General features: G+C 59.4%; 21 protein-coding genes. 10 read left to right on the top strand and 11 right to left on the bottom strand.

Translation table 11 applies throughout. From position 1 onward, the window contains the following. Positions 1 to 10: 10 nt before the first annotated feature. The 3 genes from BN1121_RS17470 to BN1121_RS17460 are packed head-to-tail and all read right to left on the bottom strand — an operon-like array spanning position 11 to position 2,196. Complete coding sequence (locus tag BN1121_RS17470; RefSeq protein ID WP_005355384.1) at positions 11 to 922, bottom strand: LysR substrate-binding domain-containing protein; 912 nt, start codon at positions 920 to 922, stop codon at positions 11 to 13. Positions 923 to 964: 42 nt separating this feature from the next. Continuing rightward, complete coding sequence (locus BN1121_RS17465; RefSeq protein ID WP_152424701.1) at positions 965 to 1,747, bottom strand: M90 family metallopeptidase; 783 nt, start codon at positions 1,745 to 1,747, stop codon at positions 965 to 967. A gap of 5 nt (positions 1,748 to 1,752) precedes the next feature. Then, the gene (locus BN1121_RS17460) at positions 1,753 to 2,196 is read right to left on the bottom strand and encodes a GNAT family N-acetyltransferase (RefSeq protein WP_005355388.1); all 444 of its coding nucleotides are present in this window, start codon (positions 2,194 to 2,196) and stop codon (positions 1,753 to 1,755) included. A 276-nt stretch (positions 2,197 to 2,472) separates the two neighbouring features. Here BN1121_RS17460 and BN1121_RS17455 point away from each other — a divergent pair, with 276 nt between their 5' ends. Next, positions 2,473 to 3,966 carry an alanine/glycine:cation symporter family protein gene (locus BN1121_RS17455; RefSeq protein ID WP_005355390.1) on the top strand — a complete coding sequence of 498 codons (1,494 nt, stop codon included), beginning with the start codon at positions 2,473 to 2,475 and terminating at the stop codon, positions 3,964 to 3,966. A 58-nt stretch (positions 3,967 to 4,024) separates the two neighbouring features. Here BN1121_RS17455 and BN1121_RS17450 read toward each other — a convergent pair whose 3' ends face one another. Further along, positions 4,025 to 4,831, bottom strand: a complete 807-nt coding sequence (locus BN1121_RS17450) for a crotonase/enoyl-CoA hydratase family protein (protein ID WP_005355393.1) — start codon at positions 4,829 to 4,831, stop codon at positions 4,025 to 4,027. A gap of 141 nt (positions 4,832 to 4,972) precedes the next feature. On the opposite strand from BN1121_RS17450, the gene BN1121_RS17445 reads away from it, so the two are divergent. From BN1121_RS17445 to BN1121_RS17425, 5 genes are all read left to right on the top strand, one after another. After that, a complete protein-coding gene (locus BN1121_RS17445; protein WP_005355395.1) occupies positions 4,973 to 6,772 on the top strand; it encodes a putative nucleotidyltransferase substrate binding domain-containing protein in 1,800 nt (599 codons plus the stop codon). Continuing rightward, a complete protein-coding gene (locus BN1121_RS17440; protein WP_005355396.1) occupies positions 6,772 to 7,398 on the top strand; it encodes a 3'-5' exonuclease in 627 nt (208 codons plus the stop codon). Before BN1121_RS17445 ends, BN1121_RS17440 begins: the two co-directional genes overlap by 1 nt. Positions 7,399 to 7,485: 87 nt before the next feature. After that, on the top strand, positions 7,486 to 7,797 hold the full coding sequence (locus BN1121_RS17435) for a DUF485 domain-containing protein (protein ID WP_005355398.1): 312 nt from the start codon (positions 7,486 to 7,488) through the stop codon (positions 7,795 to 7,797). Further along, entirely contained in the window at positions 7,794 to 9,449 is a 1,656-nt protein-coding gene (locus BN1121_RS17430) for a cation acetate symporter (protein ID WP_005355401.1), read from the top strand. Before BN1121_RS17435 ends, BN1121_RS17430 begins: the two co-directional genes overlap by 4 nt. Before the next feature lie 141 nt (positions 9,450 to 9,590). Continuing rightward, positions 9,591 to 11,183 carry an ABC-F family ATPase gene (locus BN1121_RS17425; RefSeq protein WP_005355411.1) on the top strand — a complete coding sequence of 531 codons (1,593 nt, stop codon included), beginning with the start codon at positions 9,591 to 9,593 and terminating at the stop codon, positions 11,181 to 11,183. Positions 11,184 to 11,307: 124 nt separating this feature from the next. Here the strand turns inward: BN1121_RS17425 and rplT are convergent, their stop codons facing one another. From rplT to BN1121_RS17395, 6 genes are all read right to left on the bottom strand, one after another. After that, a complete protein-coding gene (gene rplT, locus BN1121_RS17420; protein ID WP_005355412.1) occupies positions 11,308 to 11,664 on the bottom strand; it encodes a 50S ribosomal protein L20 in 357 nt (118 codons plus the stop codon). Positions 11,665 to 11,680: 16 nt separating this feature from the next. Then, positions 11,681 to 11,878: a 50S ribosomal protein L35 gene (gene rpmI / locus BN1121_RS17415; RefSeq protein ID WP_005355413.1), complete on the bottom strand. Its 198-nt coding sequence runs from the start codon at positions 11,876 to 11,878 to the stop codon at positions 11,681 to 11,683. An 87-nt stretch (positions 11,879 to 11,965) separates the two neighbouring features. Next, complete coding sequence (gene infC, locus BN1121_RS17410) at positions 11,966 to 12,493, bottom strand: translation initiation factor IF-3 (protein WP_263434471.1); 528 nt, start codon at positions 12,491 to 12,493, stop codon at positions 11,966 to 11,968. A gap of 21 nt (positions 12,494 to 12,514) precedes the next feature. Further along, the gene (gene thrS, locus BN1121_RS17405; RefSeq protein WP_005355415.1) at positions 12,515 to 14,443 is read right to left on the bottom strand and encodes a threonine--tRNA ligase; all 1,929 of its coding nucleotides are present in this window, start codon (positions 14,441 to 14,443) and stop codon (positions 12,515 to 12,517) included. A gap of 229 nt (positions 14,444 to 14,672) precedes the next feature. Further along, a complete protein-coding gene (locus BN1121_RS17400) occupies positions 14,673 to 14,861 on the bottom strand; it encodes a hypothetical protein (RefSeq protein WP_005355416.1) in 189 nt (62 codons plus the stop codon). A 69-nt stretch (positions 14,862 to 14,930) separates the two neighbouring features. Continuing rightward, complete coding sequence (locus BN1121_RS17395; RefSeq protein ID WP_043157715.1) at positions 14,931 to 15,500, bottom strand: tetratricopeptide repeat protein; 570 nt, start codon at positions 15,498 to 15,500, stop codon at positions 14,931 to 14,933. Between the two features lie 555 nt (positions 15,501 to 16,055). Between BN1121_RS17395 and BN1121_RS17390 the strand changes: the two genes are divergently transcribed. Genes BN1121_RS17390 through BN1121_RS17380 form a run of 3 tightly spaced genes read left to right on the top strand, consistent with a single transcriptional unit; the run spans position 16,056 to position 20,804 of the window. After that, positions 16,056 to 17,978 carry a PrkA family serine protein kinase gene (locus tag BN1121_RS17390; RefSeq protein ID WP_005355425.1) on the top strand — a complete coding sequence of 641 codons (1,923 nt, stop codon included), beginning with the start codon at positions 16,056 to 16,058 and terminating at the stop codon, positions 17,976 to 17,978. Between the two features lie 22 nt (positions 17,979 to 18,000). After that, positions 18,001 to 19,272, top strand: a complete 1,272-nt coding sequence (locus BN1121_RS17385) for a YeaH/YhbH family protein (RefSeq protein ID WP_005355426.1) — start codon at positions 18,001 to 18,003, stop codon at positions 19,270 to 19,272. Between the two features lie 11 nt (positions 19,273 to 19,283). After that, positions 19,284 to 20,804, top strand: coding sequence for a SpoVR family protein (locus tag BN1121_RS17380; RefSeq protein WP_043598154.1), 1,521 nt, complete (start codon positions 19,284 to 19,286; stop codon positions 20,802 to 20,804). Between the two features lie 48 nt (positions 20,805 to 20,852). On the opposite strand, the gene fadR is transcribed toward BN1121_RS17380, so the two are convergent. Continuing rightward, positions 20,853 to 21,566, bottom strand: a complete 714-nt coding sequence (gene fadR / locus BN1121_RS17375) for a fatty acid metabolism transcriptional regulator FadR (protein ID WP_005359219.1) — start codon at positions 21,564 to 21,566, stop codon at positions 20,853 to 20,855. 287 nt (positions 21,567 to 21,853) lie between these two features. Between fadR and nhaB the strand changes: the two genes are divergently transcribed. Next, the gene (nhaB, locus tag BN1121_RS17370; protein ID WP_005359217.1) at positions 21,854 to 23,434 is read left to right on the top strand and encodes a sodium/proton antiporter NhaB; all 1,581 of its coding nucleotides are present in this window, start codon (positions 21,854 to 21,856) and stop codon (positions 23,432 to 23,434) included. Positions 23,435 to 23,453 lie beyond the last annotated feature (19 nt).

Genomic DNA, 23,453 nt, shown 5'->3' with positions numbered 1-23,453 from the left:
CAAACCTGTGCTAACCGAGAGGCCCCAGCAACCCTTGCTGCAAGGCCGGATCACGCAATTGCTGTAACCACCAACTGAAACAGGGTCGGGTATGCTGGCGCTGCCACGCCAGAAACAGCGGCGTGGGCTGCTTGGGTGACTCCACCGTCATCACCTGCAAGCGGCCATCGTCAATCAATGGTTGACCAAAATGACGTGGCACGAAACCAATGCCGACCCCTTCGGCCTGAAGCGAGAGCTTGCTGTGAAAATCGGGCACCTGTAGCGCCTTCTGGCCACGCAGCAGCCAGGCCTCCTTGGGTTTGAGCTGCACTGAGGTATCGCGAATACAGATTGCCGGATAGCGGCGTAGGGTTCGCTCGGTCACTGGTTGCTGCAACCTGGCAACCGGATGACTCGGGCTCACGGCAAAGACCCACTCAACCGCCCCCATCGGCTCTGCCCCGATCTCACTGTTGGCGATCACCTGATTGGGCGCCCCTACTGCGATGTCTGCCCGTTTGTCCAAGAGGGCATCCCATACACCGTCATGCACATCAATAGCGAATTGCATCTCTGTCTGAGGGAACAACTGCTCACACTCACGTAGCAAGGGGGTAAGCGGTGCCAGCGAGAGAATGTTGTTAAAGGAAAGCCTGATCGAGGGCTCGACACCCATGGCGATCAGGCGGGTAGAATCTTCGAGGCTGCTAAGCTCCCCCAGGATCAACTCTCCACGCTTGATAAAGTGGTAACCCGCCTCGGTTAACACCAGTTGCTTTCCCTGACGCTCGAATAAACTGACACCGAGGGAGTCTTCCAATTTATGTAGGGTATAGCTAAGCGCGCTCGGCACCTTGTGCAGCTCCTGGGAAGCCGCAGCGAAACTGCCACAGCGAGCGATGACGATAACAACCTTGATCGCATCGGCGTTGATGACCATGCAAATCACTCCTTCAAGTGCAGAGGACAACCCGAATGGATATCAGCCCTCGGTGGCCCCCTCATCGGCAGCCTCCACGGGCTGACGCAGCAGCGGATCTTGGGCGAACAGGGTGGCCAGTTGGGCATAAACGGCAGGATAGACAGTGTGCAAGAGCCGCGGATTGGTAAAGAAGAGCTCGCAGCTCACCGCCAGAAATTCGGCCGGATGGGTGGCGGCATAGGGATCGATGGCGGGCTCCTCTGCGCGATCGAGCTGGTCATTCAGGGCATCAAACGCCGCCTGGAAGTCGGCGCGCCAGCGTGCCATGACCATGCCGGAACGCAGGGGAGGCACGCCATCCGCCTCCCCCCCCAGCATGTCTATCTTGTGGGCAAGTTCGTGGATAGCCAGGTTATACCCATCCCATCCCCCATCCTGGCAGAGCTCGCTCCAGGCCAGCACCAGTGGGCCCTGTTGCCACGACTCCCCCGCATGCTCCTCTTCCACCTCGCTCACCAGGCCATATTCATCCTGCACCGTCTCCCGCCGCACCACGGGCTCGGGGATGACGATGATCTCGTGAAAACCGCGGTACCATTCCAGAGAGAGATTGAGGATTGGGAGGGCCGCCTGCAGGGCCAACGCGGCCCTCTGCCGGGGGCCGAGTTCGACACCCAGCAGTGTCAGACGCTTGCGCTGCAGCAGGGTCGCGGCCAGCGCATAGAGGCGCGCAAGCGCCTCCTCATCCAGCCCGGCAAGGATCGGAAGCGAGCCGGCGACCTCCGCCAGTGGCAGCGGCGGGGCCACCTCATGACCCAGCAGAGCCTTTAACTTTGCCAGCATCCCCATCAGGTGCTTCCTAACCGCTTGACCAGCCGCTTGCGCCGCTCCTCATAGCCTGCCCGCTCATAGAAGCGGTGGGCATCGAGACGGTGCATACTGCTGGAGAGCTCCACCTGGGAGGCCCCGCGCTCCAGGCAGATCGCCTCGGCGGCCGCCAGTAGGGTGCCTCCGACGCCTGCACCACGCAGTGATTCATCCACGACCAGGGCCGAGATAAGCCCCCTGGCCGTGCCCACATGCAGGGGTGAACAGAGGTGCAGGACCAGCACCCCTTCAATGCCTTCCCCTCTGTCATGCACCAGCACGAAACGGTCGGGGCTGTGGGCGGTCAATGCGGCCGACAGATCGCGCTCCCCCTGGGGGTATCCCAAGGCGGTGAAAAGAAGCCTCAGTCGCTCAACGTCATCCAGGCAGGCGGCACGCACTGCGCCCCCATATTTCGGGTTCATCCCTTCTCCCTCAGTGTCATCACACAAGCTCAAAAAACGATCCAAATTCACATATCAGCAACATCCAGGAAAATTCCTCTTTGAAGCTTCACTACGAGTCGCTATGTTATCTCTGTCCAGTCAGCAACTGCGCTCTGATTTGGTGTTTTATGAGACCAATTTGCCATTTTATCGCAGATAGTTCGGCTGAGTCCTTAACAACTCGCAAGGAATGATACCGGAACCTGATGATCCGGTCACAAGCTGATACCTATACAACAAAAGGAGTCGTTGTACATGAGTGAATTGGTCAATGCCATTAATGGCATTATTTGGAGCCCAGCGCTCGTCTATCTCTGCCTGGGAGTAGGCCTCTACTTCTCCCTGCGCACCCGTTTCCTGCAACTGCGCCATCTGCGCGAAATGATCAAGTTGATGTTTCAAGGTAAGGGCAACGAGGCAGGGGTCTCCTCCTTCCAGGCCCTCTCCATGACCCTGGCCGGCCGTGTCGGTACAGGTAACATCGCCGGGGTGGCCACCGCCATCACCTTCGGTGGCCCCGGCGCCCTGTTCTGGATGTGGATGGTCGCCTTCCTCGGTGCCAGCTCGGCCTTTGTCGAATCCACCCTGGGTCAGATCTACAAGGAGAAGCTCGACGGCGAGTACCGCGGCGGCCCCGCCTTCTACATCGAGAAGGGTCTCGGCATGAAGTGGTACGCCTGGACCTTTGCCATCGCGACCGTCTTCGCCTGCGGCGTGCTGCTGCCGGGCGTGCAGGCCAACTCCATCGGTGCCGGTCTGCAAACCGCCTTTGACATCAGCCCCAACGTCACGGCGGCCGGCCTGGCCCTGTTGCTTGGCTTCATCATCTTCGGCGGGGTCAAGCGCATCGCCAGCTTCGCCAGTACCGTGGTGCCTTTCATGGCGCTGGGCTACATCATCGTCGCCTGCGTCATCATCGCCCTGAACATCGGGCAACTACCGGGCGTGATCCTGCTGATCTGGAAGAGTGCCTTTGGCCTCGACGCCGGTTTCGGCGCCATCCTGGGCCTGGCGGTCATGTGGGGGGTAAAACGCGGCGTCTACTCCAACGAAGCCGCTCAGGGGACAGGTCCCCACGCCTCTTCCGCCGCCGCGGTAAGCCATCCGGCCAAGCAGGGTCTGGTACAGGCCTTCTCCGTCTACATCGACACCCTGTTTGTCTGCTCCGCCACCGGCTTCATGCTGCTCATCACCGGCCTTTACAACGTGCAGGGGCCGGAGGGTGCCGCCCTCTTCACCGGCATCGCCGGTGTGGCCGCGGGTCCTGGCTATGTGCAGACCGCCATGGAAACCATGATGCCCGGTTTTGGTAACTACTTCGTGGCACTGGCGCTGTTCTTCTTCGCCTTCACCACCATAGTGGCCTACTACTACATCGCCGAGACCAACATTGCTTATCTGACCCGTGGCATCAAGGTACCGGGACTCAAGACGCTGCTTAAAGTGGCACTGATGGGGGCCACTGTGTATGGCACCGTCAAGACCGCGGATCTCGCCTGGGGCATGGGTGACATCGGGGTTGGCCTGATGGCCTGGCTCAACATCGGCGCCATCTTGCTGCTGCAAAAGCCGGCCCTGATTGCCCTGCGCGACTACGAGGCGCAGCAGGCCAAGGGGGTCGACCCCGTCTTCCATCCGGAGAAGCTCGGGATCAAGAACGCCGACTACTGGATCGATAACCGCGCCGAGATCAACCTGATGCGCGAGAAGCAGGGTCACGAGTTCGAGCCCGATGAGCGCTCGGCATAACACGCCCTTGTGCATATGAAAAATGGCAGCCTCGGCTGCCATTTTTTATGGATTGCCCCTACCCCTTGAGACGGTTAGGGCCAAAGGGCAGGCGCAGGCCAAAGAGCGAACCCAGTGTCGCCTTCCACTGATTGGGGCGCCCCAGGATCTGCTTTTGCAACCGGGTTTCCTCCTGCATCACCTCGGCATCCGACAGGGCCCAGGCCTTCTGATAGAGCAGCTTGATCCCGGCCAGGGCATCGGGCGACTTGGCAAGCAAGGTGCGAACAAACGCCTCGGCCTCGGCGCCTGGATCCTCGCAAACCCGACTCACCAGTCCCAGCTCACTCGCCTCGGGAGCGAGAAACTCGCGCCCCGTCATCGCCAGCTCCATGGCGCGGTCGATCCCTACCAGACTGCGCAGGGTCGCCGCGCCGCTCATGTCCGGGATGATGCCCCACTTGATCTCCATCACCGAGAAGCGGCAATCGGGGGTGGCGAAGCGAAAATCGGCGCCGAGGGCAATCTGCAACCCGCCACCAAAGCAGACGCCACGCGTCACCGCAATCACAGGCACTGGCAGCGCCCGCCAGCCATAAGCCACCTCCTGCGCCAGGTTGGTCGCCTCATCGGCCTCCCGCTGGAGGATCTCGACCGCCGCCAGGGGGCTCTTGAGCATGGACTTCACATCGAGCCCGGCGCAAAAGGCCCGCCCCTCCCCCTCCAGGATGACGGCACGCAACCCCTTCACCTGACGAAGGCGAGCCAGCACGTCCGCAATTGCGTCAAACATGGGCCTGTCGAGGGCATTGAGCTTGTCGGAGCGACTCAAGGTCACCCGAGCCACCCCCTCCTCAACACGGCACCTTACCCGTTCGCTGGCCATCACACCCTCCTTGTTTGCTCCAGACAGGTCAGACCACATGTTAATCTCTTGTGAACGCCTTGAACAGATCTCGACCAAAGTCCAGTGGCTCCCCTGTACGACCCCTGCCACACTGAGCGCTCATCCCCATTAGGAGCTGAAATGAGTCAGCTATTTCAGTTAAGCCGCCCCCCTTTCAATCAGCTCTCCGGTGCACAGCAGGCCCGTCTGCAGGCCGCCCTGCAGCTCATCTATGTACGGGCCCATCAGGTTTTGCTTGAACCCGACAGCGAGCCCGAAGGGGTGCTGGTGATCGTCAAGGGAAGCGTCGAAGAGCGCAGCCGTGACGGCCACACCCACTTCGGTGACTACGGCCCGGACGATGCCTTCGACATCCGGGCCCAGTTTGACGGGCGGGCGCGTCACCGCTTCACCGCCCTGGAAGAGTGCCTCTGTCTTCTCATTCCCCGTCCGCTCTTCCTGGCCCTTTGCGAGGAGAGCCCTCACTTCGCACGCTATTTTCGCGGTACCCTGCTCGAACGCCAGCAAGAGGCCGGGCGCCACGGCGAGCCCGGTCAACAGAATCTCTCCGAGTTTCTGCTCACCCGCATCAACGCCGAGCACCTGCAGCCTCCGCTCATCCTCACGCCCGATCACTCACTGGCCGACGCGACCCGGGCCATGGCCGAGGCAGGTTGCGACTGCCTGCTCTGGCGAAACGGGATCGGTCCCTGGCAGCTGGCCACCCGCACCACCTTGCTCCACGCACTGGTGCTGCACGACTTGACGCCAGCGAGCCCCCTGCAACGGCTGGCGCCGCTACCCGTGCCCCTGGTGGCCCTCTCGGAGGGGGATTACCTCTTCGACGCCCTGATCCTGATGACCCGCCATCGGGTCAAGCGGGTGGTGATCACGCGAGGTGAGGCGATCCTCGGCACCCTGCACCTGAGCCGGGTGCTCGGTCTCTTCTCCACTCACTCCCACGTGCTGACCCTGCGCATCCACCGGGCCGGGAGCGAGCAGGCGCTTGAGGAGGTGGCCCGCGAGCAGGGGCGTCTGGCCGCCAACCTGTTTGCCCAGGGGATCCACACCGCCTTCCTGCTGCGCCTGATGTCGGCGGTCAACGAACAGCTCATCGCCAAGGCCTTCGAGCTCACCCTGCCCGCCTCCCTGCACCCTCATCTCTGCCTGCTGGCGCTGGGATCCGAGGGACGGGGCGAGCAGGTACAAAAAACCGATCAGGATAATGCGCTGATCCTGACCGAGGGGCTGGATTGGCCGGATCGGGTCGCCGATCTGGCGCGCTTCAACGCCCTGCTGGTGCGCCTGGGTTATCCTCTCTGCCCGGGCAATGTGATGGTCACCAACCCCGATTGGGTCAAGACGCCGCGTCAGTGGCAGCAGGCCATCGACATCGCCTTGATCCGCGCCGAAGAGCAAGACCTGCTCTGGCTCTCGACCCTGGCCGATGCCCATCCGGTGGCCGGCAACCCGACGCTCCTGCCCCCCATAACCGCACACCTGCGCGAGTCGCTTGCCGAGCGCACCGATATTCTCGCCGAGATGGCGCGCGCCGCCGTGGCCTTTCACCCCCCCCTCACCCTGTTTGGCCGCCTCGAGCGGGAGCCTGAAGGGCTCGATCTCAAGCGAGGCGGGCTCTTCGCCCTGATCCACGGCTGCCGCCTGCTGGCCCTGGAAGCCGGCATTGCCGCCACCTCGACCCTGGATCGGATCGAAGCCCTGGTGAGCGCCGGTCGCCTGAGCCGTGACTATGGCAACAATCTGGGCGAAGCCTTTCGCCTCTTCGTGCGTCTGCGCCTGCGTAGTCAATTCGATCGTGGCGAGAGCCGGCTGGCCGTGGCCAGTCTCAGCGTTGCCGAGCGAGACCTGCTGCGCCATAGCCTGCACGTGGTGAAGAAGTTCCAGCAGTGGCTCGCCCTGCATTTTCGGGTACGCCAGTGATGCTCGACACACTGCGCCGCCGCTGGCTGGGACGCGCCTTTAAGGGGAGCCCCTTCGCCCCCCTCTTTGAGCCTCCTCCTGCCGAGGAGTGGGTCGCCCTGGATCTGGAAACCACCAGCCTGGATCCGACCAAGGCCGAGATAGTGGCCATCGGGGCGGTGCGGATCCGCGGCGCTCGCCTGCTGACCGGCCAGGCCCTGTCGCTCAGGCTGCGCCCCCCGACCAGCCTGGCTGGAGACTCCATCGTGATCCACGGCCTGCGCCATCAGGATCTGACTGACGGCCTGTCGCAGGAGCAGGCGCTCAGCCGACTGCTGGCCTTTATCGGCCCCTCCCCCCTGGTGGGGTATCACATCGACTACGACTTTCGTATCCTCTCGCGCCACTGCCACCGTCTCTGGGGCCTGACGCTCCCTCACCGGACCATTGAGGTGAGCCGTCTCTACTACGACGCCGTCACCCGCCACCTTCCCGGCAGCCACCTGGATCTGCGCCTGTCCAGCATCTGCCAGCACCTGGCCCTGCCCCGGCTGGAAGCCCACGACGCCCTCAATGATGCCCTCACCGCCGCCCTGATCTTCGTGCGCCTTCGCTTCGGCCCAGCCCCGGGTTATCCCAAAGTCTAATTGTGGTAATGGTCGATTAAATTCACATTTTGATAACAAGTGCGGCGTCCGCCGGACTGGTGCACAGTCAATATGGAGAACAGGGAAATGGACGAACAACTCTACCAGCGCATCCAGCAGGATCCGCACTTCAAGCTCCTGGTGAGCCGGCGCCAGCGCTTCGCCTGGCTGCTCTCGGCCATCATGCTTGGCCTCTATCTGGCCTTCATTCTGCTTATCGCCTTCGCCCCTTCCTGGCTGGGAGCCCCCCTCTCGGAAGGTTCGACCATCACCCGTGGCATCCCGGTCGGGATCGGCCTCATCCTGTCGGCCTTCGTGCTGACCGGCATCTATGTGGTGAAGGCCAACGGTGAATTCGACGAACTGAACCAGAAAGTTCTCAAGGGAGCACAGCAATGAAGCGTCACCTGATCCTGCTGGCAGGCCTGCTGGCCTCGCCCGCCCTGTTCGCCGCCGGCGCCATCGAGGGAGAGGTCCAGCGCCAGCCCCTCAACATGGCCGCCATCGTCATGTTCCTCGCCTTCGTGGCCGGCACCCTGATGATCACCTGGTGGGCGGCCAAGCGTAACCGCTCCGCCGCCGACTATTATGCCGCGGGCGGGCGCATCACCGGCTTTCAAAATGGCCTGGCCATCGCCGGTGACTACATGTCCGCCGCCTCCTTCCTCGGTATTTCGGCCCTGGTCTACACCTCGGGCTATGACGGCCTCATCTACTCCATCGGCTTCCTGGTCGGCTGGCCCATCATCCTGTTCCTGATTGCGGAGCGGCTGCGCAACCTCGGCAAGTACACCTTCGCCGACGTCGCCTCCTACCGCCTCAAGCAGACCGAGGTCCGCACCCTCTCCGCCAGCGGCTCGCTGGTGGTGGTCGCCCTCTACCTGATTGCCCAGATGGTCGGCGCCGGCAAACTCATCGAGCTGCTGTTCGGCCTCAACTACCACGTGGCCGTGGTGCTGGTCGGCATCCTCATGGTGCTCTACGTGCTGTTTGGCGGCATGCTGGCCACCACCTGGGTGCAGATCATCAAGGCAGTACTGCTGCTCTCGGGTGCCAGCTTCATGGCCCTGATGGTGATGAAGTCGGTCAACTTCGACGTCAGCACCCTGTTTGCCGAGGCGGTCAAGGTACACGCCAACGGCGCGGCCATCATGAGCCCCGGCGGCCTGGTCGCCGATCCCATCTCTGCCATCTCCCTCGGCCTTGCCCTGATGTTCGGTACCGCCGGCCTTCCCCATATCCTGATGCGCTTCTTCACCGTGGGTGACGCCAAGGAGGCCCGCAAATCGGTCTTCTACGCCACCGGTTTCATCGGCTACTTCTACATTCTCACCTTCATCATCGGCTTTGGCGCCATCCTGCTGGTGAGTACCAACCCGACCTTCAAGGATGCAGCAGGTGCCCTGATCGGCGGCAATAACATGGCCGCAGTACACCTGGCCGATGCTGTGGGCGGCAGCCTGTTCCTCGGCTTTATCAGTGCCGTGGCGTTTGCCACCATACTGGCGGTGGTCGCCGGTCTGACCCTGGCCGGCGCCTCCGCCGTCTCTCACGACCTCTATGCCAGCGTCATCAAGCAGGGCAAGTCCAACGAGCAAGACGAGCTGCGCATCTCCAAGATGACCACTGTTGCTCTGGGTCTGGTCGCCATTGGCCTGGGCATCCTGTTTGAGAAGCAGAACATCGCCTTCATGGTGGGGCTGGCCTTCTCCATCGCCGCCAGCTGCAACTTCCCGGTGCTGTTCCTCTCCATGTTCTGGTCACGCCTGACCACCCGCGGCGCCGTCTATGGCGGCTGGCTGGGGCTCGGCTCCGCCGTCACCCTGATGGTGCTGGGCCCGACCGTATGGGTGAAGGTGCTGGGCCACGCCCAGGCCATCTTCCCCTACGAGTATCCGGCGCTGTTCTCCATGGCCATCGCCTTCGCCGGGATCTGGTTCTTCTCGGTCACCGACAAGTCGAGCAATGCCGCCGAGGAGCACGCCAAGTTCTTCCCGCAGTTTGTGCGCTCCCAGACCGGGATCGGTGCCGCCAAGGCCACCTCTCACTGAGTTTTGCCACCTCATGCCAACGCCGGCTCCGTGCCGGCGTTTTTTGATCGACAATGCAAGGAGGCCGCTCACAAATTGGCTAAAAAACGGCGCCCGTTTATGGCATAATTTGGCCCCTTTGCAATTAACCGGGACATCCAAGTGCTTTCCTGCAACAACATCACCATGCAGTTCGGCGCCAAGCCGCTGTTCGAGAACATCAGCATCAAGTTTGGCGAGGGCAACCGTTACGGCCTCATCGGCGCCAACGGCTGTGGCAAGTCCACCTTCATGAAGATCCTCGGCGGCGATCTCGAGCCCTCCGGCGGCAACGTCAGCCTGGATGTCAACGAGCGTATCGGTAAGCTACGCCAGGATCAGTTCGCCTACGAAGAGATGCGCGTGCTGGATGTGGTCATGATGGGCCACGCCGAGCTGTGGGCCGCCATCGCCGAGCGCGATGCCATCTATGCCAACCTCGAGGCCACCGACGACGACTACATGCGTGCCGCCGAGCTCGAGGGCAAAGTTGCCGAGTTCGATGGTTACACCGCCGAGGCCCGTGCCGGCGAGCTGCTGCTCGGTGCCGGCATCCCGCTCGAACAGCACAGCGGCCCCATGAGCGCGGTCGCCCCGGGCTGGAAGCTGCGGGTGCTGCTGGCCCAGGCCCTCTTCTCCAGCCCCGATATCCTGCTGCTGGATGAACCGACCAACAACCTGGACATCAATACCATCCGCTGGCTGGAAGAGGTGCTCAACGATCGTGACTGCACCATGATCATCATCTCGCACGACCGTCACTTCCTGAACATGGTCTGCACCCACATGGCGGATCTGGACTACGGCGAGCTGCGTGTCTACCCGGGCAACTACGACGACTACATGCTGGCCGCCACCCAGGCCCGCGAGCGTCTGCTGGCTGACAACGCCAAGAAGAAGGCCCAGATCGCCGACCTGCAGTCGTTCGTATCACGCTTTAGCGCCAACGCCTCCAAGTCCCGTCAGGCCACCTCACGACTCAAGCAGATCGACAAGATCCAGATTGAAGAGGTCAAAGCCTCCAGCCGCCAGAACCCCTTCATCCGCTTCGATCAGGACAAGCAGCTCTATCGCAACATCCTGGAGGTCGAAGGCGTGGCCAAGGGTTATGGCGACGGCCCCCTGTTCAAAGGGCTCAGCATGCTGCTGGAAGTGGGCGAGAAGGTCGCCATCCTGGGTACCAACGGCATCGGTAAGTCGACCCTGATCAAGACGCTGGTCGGCGAGCTGGCCCCGGACGCCGGCACCATCAAGTGGTCCGAGAACGCCCAGATCGGCTACTACGCCCAGGATCATGCCGAAGACTTCGACACCGATCTCAGCGTGTTCGACTGGATGTCCCAGTGGAAGAAGGATGGGGATGACGAGCAGGCAGTGCGCTCTGTGCTCGGCCGCCTGTTGTTCTCTCAGGACGACATCAGAAAGCCGGTACGAGTGCTGTCCGGTGGCGAGCAGGGTCGCATGATCTTCGGCAAGCTCATCATGCAGCGTCCCAACATCTTGATCATGGATGAACCGACCAACCACCTGGACATGGAATCTATCGAATCCTTGAACCTGGCGCTGGAGATGTTCAAGGGGACCCTTATCTTCGTCTCCCACGACCGCGAGTTTGTCTCGTCGCTCGCGACCCGCATCCTCGAGCTGACCGAGAACGGTATTCGCGACTTCAGCGGCAGCTACGACGACTACCTGCGTAGCCAGGGCATCGTCTAAGCCTCGCATCAATACAAAAAGCCCCGCATTGGCAGGGCTTTTTCTTGTCTGCTATCTGACCAAGACTGATGACAGGCAATAAAAAAGGAGGCCGAAGCCTCCTTTTATCATGACAGTCCGGCGATTAGGCCAGAGCAGCCTTTGCCTTTTCAACCAGAGCGGTGAAAGCAACCTTGTCGTGAACGGCGATGTCAGCCAGGATCTTACGATCAATCTCGATGGAAGCTTTCTTCAGGCCGTCGATCAGACGGCTGTAAGACAGACCGTTCTGACGGGAAGCCGCGTTGATACGGGCAATCCACAGTTGACGGAACTGACGCTTCTTCTGACGACGGTCACGGTAGGCGTACTGACCGGCCTTGATTACCGCTTGAATCGCTACGCGATAAACACGGGAACGGGCACCGTAGTAGCCTTTAGCTGCTTTCAGAACTTTCTTGTGACGAGCGCGAGCGGTCACACCACGTTTAACTCTCGGCATTTCTCACACCCCTCTCTTATGCGTACGGCAGGCAGGCAACAACACGTTTCTTGTCAGAGGCAGACACCATGGTCTTCGGGCCCAGCTGACGCTTACGCTTGCTGCTCTTCTTGGTCAGGATGTGACGCAGGTGGGCGTGCTTGCACTTGAAGCCACCAGAGCCAGTCTTCTTGAAGCGCTTGGCAGCGCCCCGGTTGGTTTTGAGTTTCGGCATTTCTAACTCCGCATTGTGAGTAACAACAAAATAGTCAGGCGAACAGGCTCGCGGGTCACCCCACGAGCCTGTCACTTGTGGGCCTGATTATTTCTTCTTGGGCGCGAGGACCATCACAGCTTGACGGCCTTCGACTTTCGGGAAGGACTCCACCACGGCCAGCTCTTCCAGATCGCTCTTGACGCGCTCCAGCACCTTGATACCAAGATCCTGGTGAGCCATTTCACGACCGCGGAAGCGCAAGGTCACCTTGGCCTTGTCACCTTCCTCTAGGAAGCGAACCAGGTTGCGCAGTTTTACCTGGTAGTCGCCTTCATCAGTACCAGGACGGAATTTGATTTCCTTCACCTGGACAACTTTTTGTTTCTTCTTCTGCTCTTTGGCAGTCTTGCTCTTTTCGTAGAGGAACTTGCCGTAATCCATGATCCGGCAAACGGGCGGCTCAGCGTTAGGACTGATCTCTACCAGATCGACCCCGGCTTCAACAGCCAGGTTCAGGGCTTCCTGGATAGTGACGATACCCAAGGGTTCTCCGTCAACACCAGTCAGACGAACCTCTTTGAGACGAATTTCGGTATTGATACGATGAGCGCGGGCTTGCGGCTGCTTGCCCAGTTTTTTTCCGCCTTTTATAGCTTATTCCTCCACTCTTTTTTGTCCGCGGGTCTGAACTTCCTGAGTGAGCAGTGCAATCAGCTCCTCAACCGGATAGGTTCCCAGGTCAGCCCCCTTGCGAGTGCGAACAGCAATTTTGCCGGATTCGACTTCTTTGTCGCCGCAAACCAGCATATAGGGCACTCGCTTCAAAGTATGCTCGCGGATTTTAAAGCCAATCTTCTCATTTCTCAAGTCCGCTTTCGCACGCAGACCCGCATCATTCAATGCCTTGGCCACTTGTACCGCATAATCTGCCTGGTTGTCGGTGATATTCATGACAACTGCCTGGGTCGGCGCCAACCAAGTCGGGAAGAAGCCAGCGTACTCTTCGGTCAGGATCCCGATGAAACGCTCGATAGAGCCCAGGATGGCACGGTGGATCATCACGGGCACGTGGCGCTCGTTGTCCTCGCCCACATAAGTAGCACCGAGGCGCCCCGGCAGGGCAAAGTCGAGCTGTACTGTGCCGCACTGCCAGGCGCGATCCAGGCAGTCGTGCAGGGTGAACTCGATCTTCGGGCCGTAGAAGGCACCTTCACCCGGCTGCAGATCGTACTTCAGACCGTTCTGGGTCAGAGCTTCGGCCAGAGCGGCCTCGGCACGATCCCACATCTCGTCGGTGCCGATGCGCTGCTCCGGACGGGTGGAGAGCTTGACCACGATATTCTCGAAGCCAAAGGTACCGTAGACGTCGTACACCATGCGGATACAGGCCGAGACCTCTTCCATCACCTGCTCTTCGGTACAGAAGATGTGGGCATCGTCCTGGGTAAAGCCGCGCACGCGCATCAGACCGTGCAGCGAACCGGAGGGCTCGTTACGGTGGCAAGAGCCAAACTCGGCCATACGCAGGGGCAGATCGCGGTAGGACTTCAGACCCTGGTTGAAGATCTGCACGTGACCCGGGCAGTTCATCGGCTTGATGGCGTACTCACGGTTCTCTGACTGGGTGGTAAACATGGCATGGGCATATTTCTCCCAGTGGCCAGAGCGCTCCCACAGGACGCGATCCATCATGAAGGGGCCTTTCACCTCCTGATAGTCGTACTCCTTGAGCTTGCCGCGGATGAAGGTCTCCAACTCGCGGAAGATGGTCCAGCCATCGTTGTGCCAGAACACCATGCCCGGCGCCTCTTCCTGCATGTGATACAGGTCGAGCTGTTTGCCAATCTTGCGGTGATCGCGTTTGGCCGCCTCTTCGAGGCGCTGCAGGTAAGCCTTGAGCTGCTTCTTGTCGGCCCAGGCGGTGCCATAGATGCGTTGCAGCATCTTGTTGCTGGAGTCACCACGCCAGTAAGCGCCGGCGATCTTCTGCAGCTTGAAGTGGTGGCAGTGGCGCATGTTGGGGACGTGCGGGCCACGGCACATGTCGATGTACTCTTCGTGATGGTACAGACCCGGGCGATCATCGCGCGCGATGTTCTGATCCAGGATCTCCATCTTGTAGGTCTCGCCACGGGCAGCGAAAGCGTCGCGCGCCTCCTGCCAGGAGACTTTCTTCTTGATGACGTCGTAATCCTTGGATGCCAGCTCAAGCATGCGCGCTTCCAGCGCAGCCAAATCGTCGTCGGTCAGAGAACGATCGAGATCCACATCGTAATAGAAGCCGTTGTCGATGACCGGACCGATAGCCATCTTGGTCTGCGGCCACAGCTGCTTGATGGCATGGCCGAGCAGGTGCGCGCAGGAGTGACGGAGGATCTCCACCCCCTCTTCGTCCTTGGCGGTGATGATGGAGAGCGCTGCGTCCTCGGTGATGAGTTCGCATGCATCCACCAGCTCACCGTTGATACGGCCAGCGATACAGGCTTTGGCAAGTCCGGGACCGATGTCGGCGGCGACATCCATGACGGAGACGGGTTGAGCGAATTGACGTTGGCTACCGTCGGGCAGGGTAATGATTGGCATCTTGAAATCCTTATACAGTGGTGACCCACACCAAAGGCCACATGCAAAGAGTTAAGTCTGTTGAATGGACAACACGAATACGCCCGACTGTTCGCTCTACTCTGCAAACAGGCACCTAGAAGAAACGCGCCTCAGCGCGGCCTCAAGGGCGAGTCAGACGATGGGGCATAGTAACAGATGAGATCGATAAGGGGGTAACGAAAATAGCCACCCCCTATTGTCTTCTAGATCACTGGACTCCCTGACAGCGGCAGCGATAGAGGTAGAGCCGCATGGATGCGTCTGCTTCTGCCGCCGAGAGCTCCCGGCGGCTCTGGCCATGACAGCTCGCCAGTCCAACCAGCAGGATACGAGCCTGTTCCAGGGTCAATGCACCCGAAGCTACGGCAGGCTCTAACCAGAGGGGAAGGATATCCATGATGGGCCTCCTGACAATTTGATGACGTGCGCAATAAAACGCTGCATTAACTCTGCCAAAAGAGTCGCATCACGATTTAATGAGCAGATCCAGTTCGTCAAAGGAGAAGCTTCCCTCCCCCAGCTCGAACTTGGCTATCTCCTGGAGTACTCGCAGGGCAGGCTCATTGCCACCCGAGGCGGCCCGTACCAGCCACCGTTTGCCCTTCTCCCATTCAGGCTGTCCCTCGATCCCCAACAAGCAGAGCACACCAAACTTGAGCTGCGCCACCACAACTCCGCTTTGGGCGGCGATCTCCATCCATCGATAGGCGGCGCTCAGATCCTGTTTGATCCCCTCTCCCCGCAGATACGCCTCGGCCAGGCGATACTGGCCACTCGCCTCACCACGCCTGGCGGCGTCTTCGTAGAGGGCGATCGCTTCCCGATGGTCCTGCATCACGCCAGCGCCCACCTCATAGGCATGCGCCAGTAACACCTGGGCTCTGAGATCGCCCTGCTCGCGCAGTCGTTGCCAAATTGCAACCGCATCGGCAAAACGCGACTCCTGCCAGGCTTGCTGGGCCTGTTGCCAATCACTGCTGTCGTGAATACGCCAGAGGCAACCGAGGATCAACGCCAGAAACAGTATCCTTCTCATCACCCGCCCCTTTACTTGTGACTCACATCACAAAAGTTGTAACAACGAAGTAAATGACGGGCAAGAAAAAATAAGGCCCTCGCGATGCGAGGGCCAAGCCAACGGAAACGTGCTTAAACAGAGCTTTGCACCCGCTATGCCGGATTGCCCTATGGGAAAAGGCAGACCAAACGGCGAGGTACCAGTCCAATCTAGCCACCCCACAATGTTGCGTCAATGTAAAAATTAGAGCTAATGCTCCACTCTCGCCATAGGGCACCAAAAAGTGCCTCATCAAGACCAGGACTCCATTGGCAGCCAAAAGATTTATCTGTTATGTCTTTGACAAAGGATTGAGTGACGTGGCAAAAATAATTTAACACTCAGTAACATAGAGTCCGCATCGAAATGCAGGCTGCCGGACAGGAGGAAGTGCATCGGGGTAAGGGCAGGAAATAGTTTGCACTGCTTTCAATACGCGATGAGACAACGAGTAGGCTTAACTTATAGGAGCATGTTGCCGCAGCGACGCGCCTTTTTAGGGTAAGCGACTATCTATTACGGGGGTATAACGTTATGGGCATCTTCGAGCATTATCAACAGCGCTACGAGAAAGCCAGGGAAGAGGAGTACACCATCCAGGAGTTCCTGGAGATGTGTAAGCAAGATAGCAACTGCTACGCCTCTGCCGCCGAACGACTGCTGGCCGCCATCGGTGAGCCGGAGATGGTGGACACCTCGACCAATCCACGCCTGAGCCGCATCTTCTCGAACAGGGTGGTCTCGCGTTATCCCGCGTTCAAGGATTTCTACGGTATGGAAGAGGCGATCGAGCAGATCGTCTCCTACCTCAAGCATGCCGCCCAGGGACTCGAGGAGCGCAAGCAGATCCTCTATCTGCTGGGTCCGGTCGGGGGCGGCAAGTCATCGCTGGCCGAGAAGCTCAAATCCTTGATGCAAAAGGTCCCCATCTATCGCATCAAGGGCTCGCCGGTTAACGATCACCCCTTCTGCCTGTTTGACATGGAAGAAGACGGTGAGCTACTTGAGCGCGAATATGGCATCCCACGCCGCTATCTGCGCCCGATCATGTCGCCCTGGGTCGCCAAACGGCTGCACGAGTTTGGCGGCGACATCACCAAGTTCCGGGTGGAGAAGGTCAACCCCTCCATCCTCGATCAGATTGCCATCGCCAAGACCGAGCCGGGCGATGAGAACAATCAGGACATCTCTTCTCTCGTCGGCAAGGTGGATATCCGCATGCTGGAGCACTATGCCCAGGATGACGCCGATGCCTACTCCTACTCAGGCGCCCTGTGCAAAGCCAACCAGGGGATGATGGAGTTCGTTGAGATGTTCAAGGCGCCCATCAAGGTGCTCCACCCGCTGCTGACAGCCACTCAGGAGGGGAACTACAACGGTACCGAAGGGATCTCTGCCCTTCCGTTTGAGGGGATCATCCTTGCCCACTCCAACGAGTCTGAATGGCAACAGTTCAAGAACAACAAAAACAACGAGGCCTTCCTCGACCGGGTCTATATCGTCAAGGTGCCTTACTGCCTGCGGGTCTCGGAAGAGGTGAAGATCTACGAGAAGCTGCTGCAAAACAGCCAGCTGACCGAAGCCAAGTGTGCCCCCGGCACCCTCGAGCTGCTCGGCCAGTTCTCGGTGCTCTCGCGCCTCAAGGAGCCGGAAAACTCCAGCCTCTACTCCAAGATGCGGGTCTATGACGGTGAAAGCCTCAAAGATACCGATCCCAAGGCCAAGAGCCATCAGGAGTACCGTGACTACGCCGGGGTCGATGAAGGGATGAATGGCCTCTCCACCCGTTTCGCGTTCAAGATCCTCTCGCGGGTGTTCAACTTCGATCACTCCGAGGTGGCGGCGAATCCGGTTCATCTCTTCTATGTGCTTGAGCAGCAGATAGAGCGCGAGCAGTTCCCCCAAGAGTTGCACGACCGCTATCTGGAGTTCATCAAGGGGTACCTCATTCCCCGCTACGTGGAGTTTATCGGCAAGGAGATCCAGACTGCTTATCTGGAATCCTACTCGGAATACGGGCAAAACATCTTCGATCGCTACGTCACCTACGCCGACTTCTGGATCCAGGACCAGGAGTACCGCGATCCGGAAACCGGCCAGCTGTTTGACCGCTCGGCCCTGAACAGTGAGCTGGAGAAGATCGAAAAACCGGCCGGGATCAGCAACCCGAAGGATTTTCGTAACGAGATAGTCAACTTCGTGCTGCGCGCCCGCGCCAACAACGCCGGCCGCAACCCGACGTGGACCAGTTACGAGAAGCTGCGCACCGTGATCGAGAAGAAGATGTTCTCCAACACCGAAGAGCTGTTGCCGGTCATCTCGTTCAACAGCAAGACCTCGGCCGAGGAGCAGAAGAAACACGACAACTTTGTCGCGCGGATGATGGAGAAAGGGTATACCCGCAAACAGGTGCGCCTGCTCTCTGAGTGGTACTTGAGGGTGCGTAAGTCATCCTGAGCCTGATGGCCAAGGGGGGAATATGGCGCATTTCATCGATCGCAGACTGAACGGTAAGAACAAGAGCGCTGTCAATCGGCAGCGCTTCATTCGCCGTTACAAAAAACAGATAAAACAAGCGGTCTCCGATGCTGTGGCCAAACGCAGCATCCAGGATGTGGACAAGGGCGAGAGCATTAGCATCCCGACCCGCGACATCACCGAGCCCCATTTCCATCAGGGGCGCGGTGGCAAACGGGAGATGGTGCACCCCGGCAACGATCAATTCGTGGCCGGGGACAAGATCGATCGTCCCCAGGGGGGCGGCAGCGGGGGGGGTAGCGGCGAAGGCCAAGCCTCCAACCAGGGAGACGGGGCCGACGACTTCGTCTTCCAGGTATCCAAGGACGAGTATCTCGATCTGTTGTTCGAGGATCTCGAGCTGCCCAACTTGCAAAAGACCCAACTCAACCAACTGATGGAGGTGAAAACCTACCGTGCCGGCTACACCTCAAACGGCGTACCGACCAACATCAACGTGGTACGCTCCCTGCAAAACTCCCTGGCCCGTCGGGTGGCCCTGCAGGCGGGCAAGAAACGCCGAGTCCGCGAGCTGGAAGAGCGGCTCGCCCTGCTGATGCAAGATCCCAACGAGCATCACGCCGAGATTGCCCAGATAGAGCGGGAGATCCGGGAGCTACGCAAGAAGATCGAGGCCGTGCCCTTCATCGACACCTTCGATCTGAAGTTCAACAACTTCGTGAAACGACCCGTTCCCTCCAGCCAGGCGGTGATGTTCTGCCTGATGGATGTCTCGGGCTCCATGGATCAGGCCACCAAGGACATGGCCAAGCGCTTCTATATCCTGCTCTACCTCTTCTTGACCCGTACCTACAAGAACGTGGAGGTGGTCTACATCCGCCACCACACCCAGGCCAAGGAGGTGGACGAACACGAGTTCTTCTACTCCCAGGAGACCGGCGGCACCATCGTCTCGAGTGCACTCAAGATGATGAGCGAAATCGTCAGCGAGCGTTATCCGGCCAGCCAGTGGAATATCTATGCCGCTCAGGCCTCAGATGGGGATAACTGGGCCGATGACTCCCCCCTTTGCAAGGAGCTGCTTCTCAAGGAGATCATGCCAAGGGTTCGCTACTACTCCTACATCGAGATCACCACGCGAGCCCACCAGACTCTGTGGCATGAATACGAATCGGTGGCCAGCCAGTTCCCCAACTTTGCCATGGAGCATATCCGCAAGCTGGAGGATATCTACCCGGTATTCCGGGAGCTGTTCAAGAAACAAGCCGCCTGAGGGGATGCGTTATGAGTGAGACAGCCTTCAAGAAACATACCCCGCTCGACGACGGGCCGGACTGGAACTTCGATCTGCTGGAGATCTACCACAAGGAGATAGCGAGGGTCGCCACTCACTACAAGCTGGATACTTACCCCAACCAGATTGAGGTGATCACCGCCGAGCAGATGATGGACGCCTACTCCAGCGTCGGCATGCCGATTGGCTACCACCACTGGTCCTATGGCAAACACTTCATCCAGACCGAGCGTAACTACAAACGTGGCCAGATGGGGCTGGCCTACGAGATCGTCATCAACTCCGACCCCTGCATCGCCTACCTGATGGAGGAGAACACAATGCCGATGCAGGCATTGGTGATGGCCCACGCCTGCTACGGCCATAACTCCTTTTTCAAGAACAACTACCTGTTCAAGACCTGGACCGACGCCTCTTCCATCATCGACTACCTGCTGTTTGCCAAGAAATACATCAGCGAATGTGAGGAGAAGCACGGTATCGAGGCCGTCGAGACCCTGCTCGACGCCTGCCACGCCCTGATGAACTTCGGTGTGGATCGCTACAAGCGCCCCCAGAAACTCTCCCTGGCCGAGGAGAAACGGCGCCAGAAGGCGCGCGAAGACTACCTGCAGACCCAGGTGAACGAGTTGTGGCGTACCCTCCCCAAGCAGGCGCGCAGTGAAGGGGCGGCCGAGCGCCGCTACCCACCCGAGCCTCAGGAGAACATCCTCTACTTCATCGAGAAGAATGCCCCCCTGCTCGAGCCCTGGCAGCGGGAGGTGGTGCGCATTGTGCGCAAGATAAGCCAGTACTTCTATCCCCAGAAGCAGACCCAGGTGATGAACGAGGGGTGGGCCACCTTCTGGCACTACACCATCCTCAATCACCTCTATGACGAGGGGAAGCTGAGCGATCGCTTCATGATGGAAGTGCTGCACAGCCACACCAACGTCATCTATCAGCCCCCCTACAACAGCCGCTACTACTCGGGGATCAATCCCTATGCCCTCGGCTTTGCCATGTTTACGGACCTGCGCCGAGTCTGCGAGCATCCGACCGAAGAAGACAGGTACTGGTTCCCCGACTACGCCGGCACCGACTGGGTGGAGACCCTGCATTTCGCGATGCAGAACTTCAAGGACGAGAGCTTTATCAGTCAATTTCTGAGCCCCAAGGTGATGCGTGACCTCAAGCTCTTCTCCATTGATGACGACGACATGAAGAACTACCTCAAGGTCTCCGCCATCCACAACGAGGAGGGCTACCGCAAGCTGCGCAGCACACTGTCGGCCCAGTACAACCTGAGCAACCTCGAGCCCAACATTCAGGTCTACAATGTGGCGGTGAAAGGGGATCGTTCCCTGACCCTGCGCTATGTGCCCCACAACCGTATCCCCCTTGGCGACTCACGCCACGAGGTGCTGCGTCACCTTCACACCCTGTGGGGGTTTGATGTGGTGCTGGAGCAAGACAATGGCGAGCTCAGCCCCGAGATCATCGCCCGCTGTCCCGACAAGAAACTCACTTGAGACAAACAAAAAGCGCGCCGAGAGGCGCGCTTTTTCAATCTGGTATCATCACTGATCGCAGAAATTGCTCGGCATGTGTTCACGCAGCCTTGCCCAATGCTTACCGGACTCAACGCCATAGAGGCGTACCGCCTGGAAGACCGACTCGTAATCCTTGCTATCGGCCAGCTTCAACAGCGCCTGATAATAGTCAGCGGCGCTCTGACGAGCCTGTTTGTCGGAGAAGTAGTAACGACCGACTCTGGCATACAGGCCCTTGAAGCCGTTGAGGATCAGGGCATAGATGGGGTTACCCGAGGCGAAAGAGAGCTGATGCAGCATCCGGTAATCGAAATCGGCATAGGCATCGGCGCTGTCGTCAACCGAGGCAGCTGAACGCAGGATCTCTGCCGCTCGCTCCGGGTTGTTACGGATGGCACCACGAATGAAGATGGTACTGATGTTGGTGCGGGCCGAGAGCAGCTGAGCCACCAGATCGGGCACCTTGTCCTGATCCAGGCGAGCCAGTGTCTCGAGAATGTTGAGACCCGAGGTCTCCCAGAAGTTGTTCACCTTGGTCGGCTTGCCATGCTGAATAGTCAGCCAGCCATCACGGGCAAGACGCTGCAACACTTCACGCAAGGTGGTACGGGTCACGCCGATGAGTTCGGAAAGCTCACGCTCGGCGGGCAGGATGGAGCCAGGTGGAAAGCGATTATTCCAGATGGATTCGATGATGTACTCTTCGGCAAACCCAGCCGGGCTCTGCGCTTTTATGACCATGAACGGGCTCTATAAGTAATGACGATGTTAAAGGCCCACGAATGATAGCAAAGGCCACGACTAGGGCCAACAAAAGGTCAGTCCTCTGTGCAGCCCTTTGTCATTTTTTTTCACCCCCTAATCTTCAATTGATTCCCAAAGCAAACGTTCGCCTAAATGTCATCCAACAAATTATTGATTAATATCATGGGGACCTCATCCAAACTAGGAAACTATCACCCCCCTCTCCCGTACTGCATGGTGCATGCGGGTAATATTACGGACGTTTTCCAACCAGAGAGAACACTATGCAGGTAAGCTTCGGACGTGCCCTGGCACAAAATTTTTTGGGGCATGCGCCTAACTGGTACAAGGCCGCCATCCTGACCTTTCTCCTCATCAACCCGATCGTCTTCTATATCGATCCCTTCGTCGCCGGCTGGTTACTGGTCGTGGAGTTTATCTTCACCCTTGCCATGGCACTCAAGTGCTATCCGCTGCAACCCGGGGGCCTGCTCGCCATCGAGGCAGTGGCCATCGGCATGACGACACCCTCTCAGGTCAAGCATGAGCTGGCCGCCAACATGGAGGTCTTGCTGCTGCTGGTCTTCATGGTCGCGGGGATCTACTTCATGAAGAGCCTGCTGCTCTTCGTCTTTACCAAGCTGCTGATCCGCATTCGCTCCAAGAGTGCCCTCTCCATGGCATTCTGTCTGGTGGCTGCCTTTCTCTCCGCCTTCCTCGATGCCCTGACGGTCATCGCCGTGGTGATAAGCGTCGCCACCGGCTTCTACGCCATCTACCACAAGGTGGCCTCGGGCAAGGGATTCCATCACGAGCACGATCATCAGGATGACAGCGGCCTCAATGAGATCAGCAACGATGATCTCGAAGGGTTCCGCGCTTTCCTGCGCAGCCTGATGATGCATGCCGCCATCGGGACCGCACTGGGTGGCGTCTGCACCCTGGTGGGTGAGCCGCAAAACCTGATCATCGGTGAGCAGGCCGGTTGGCAATTTGCCGAATTTGCCATTCGCATGGCACCGGTGAGCGTGCCCGTTTTCATCTGCGGCCTGCTGACCTGCCTGCTGGTCGAGAAGATGGGCTGGTTTGGCTACGGCGCCAAACTGCCCGAGCGTGTGCGTCAGATCATGCTCGATTACGATGCGCATGAAGATGCCCGTCGCACGCGCCACGATCAGCTCAAGCTGCTGGCTCAATCGCTTATCGCCATCTGGCTGGTGATTGGCCTAGCACTGCACCTGGCGGCCGTCGGTCTTATCGGTCTCTCCGTCATCGTGCTGGCGACCTCCCTGACCGGCGTCACGGACGAGCACGCCATCGGTAAGGCCTTCCAGGAGGCGCTGCCCTTTACCGCCCTGCTGGCCGTGTTCTTCTCTGTGGTGGCAGTGATCATCGATCAGCAGCTGTTCCGTCCGGTGATCGAGCTGGTGTTGGCCGCCGACCCAGAGAACCAACTGGCCCTCTTCTACCTGGCCAATGGGGTACTCTCCATGGTCAGTGACAATGTCTTCGTCGGCACCGTCTACATCAACGAGGTCAAGACCGCCCTGATGAACCAGGCCATCACACGGGATCACTTCGATCTGTTGGCGGTGGCCATCAACACGGGTACCAACCTGCCGTCGGTGGCCACCCCGAACGGGCAGGCCGCCTTCCTGTTCCTGCTCACCTCCACCCTGGCCCCGCTGCTGCGCCTCTCCTATGGCCGCATGGTCTGGATGGCCTTCCCCTATACGCTGGTACTGGCGGGGGTTGGCTTCCTCTGTATCGAGTGGGTGTTGCCGGGGATGACCCAGCAGTTCTATGACTGGGGATGGCTGAGTCACCATGCCGCCAGCGCGGTCGGCGCCGCGACCGGACACTGATCATCAAGGGGCCTTAGGC

Origin of the sequence: Aeromonas diversa CDC 2478-85, assembly GCF_000819805.1 — a bacterium.
Classification (GTDB): Bacteria; Pseudomonadota; Gammaproteobacteria; order Enterobacterales; family Aeromonadaceae; genus Aeromonas; species Aeromonas diversa.
Note: the sequence above shows the minus strand (reverse complement) of the source record. Positions and strands in the feature narration are given on the sequence as shown.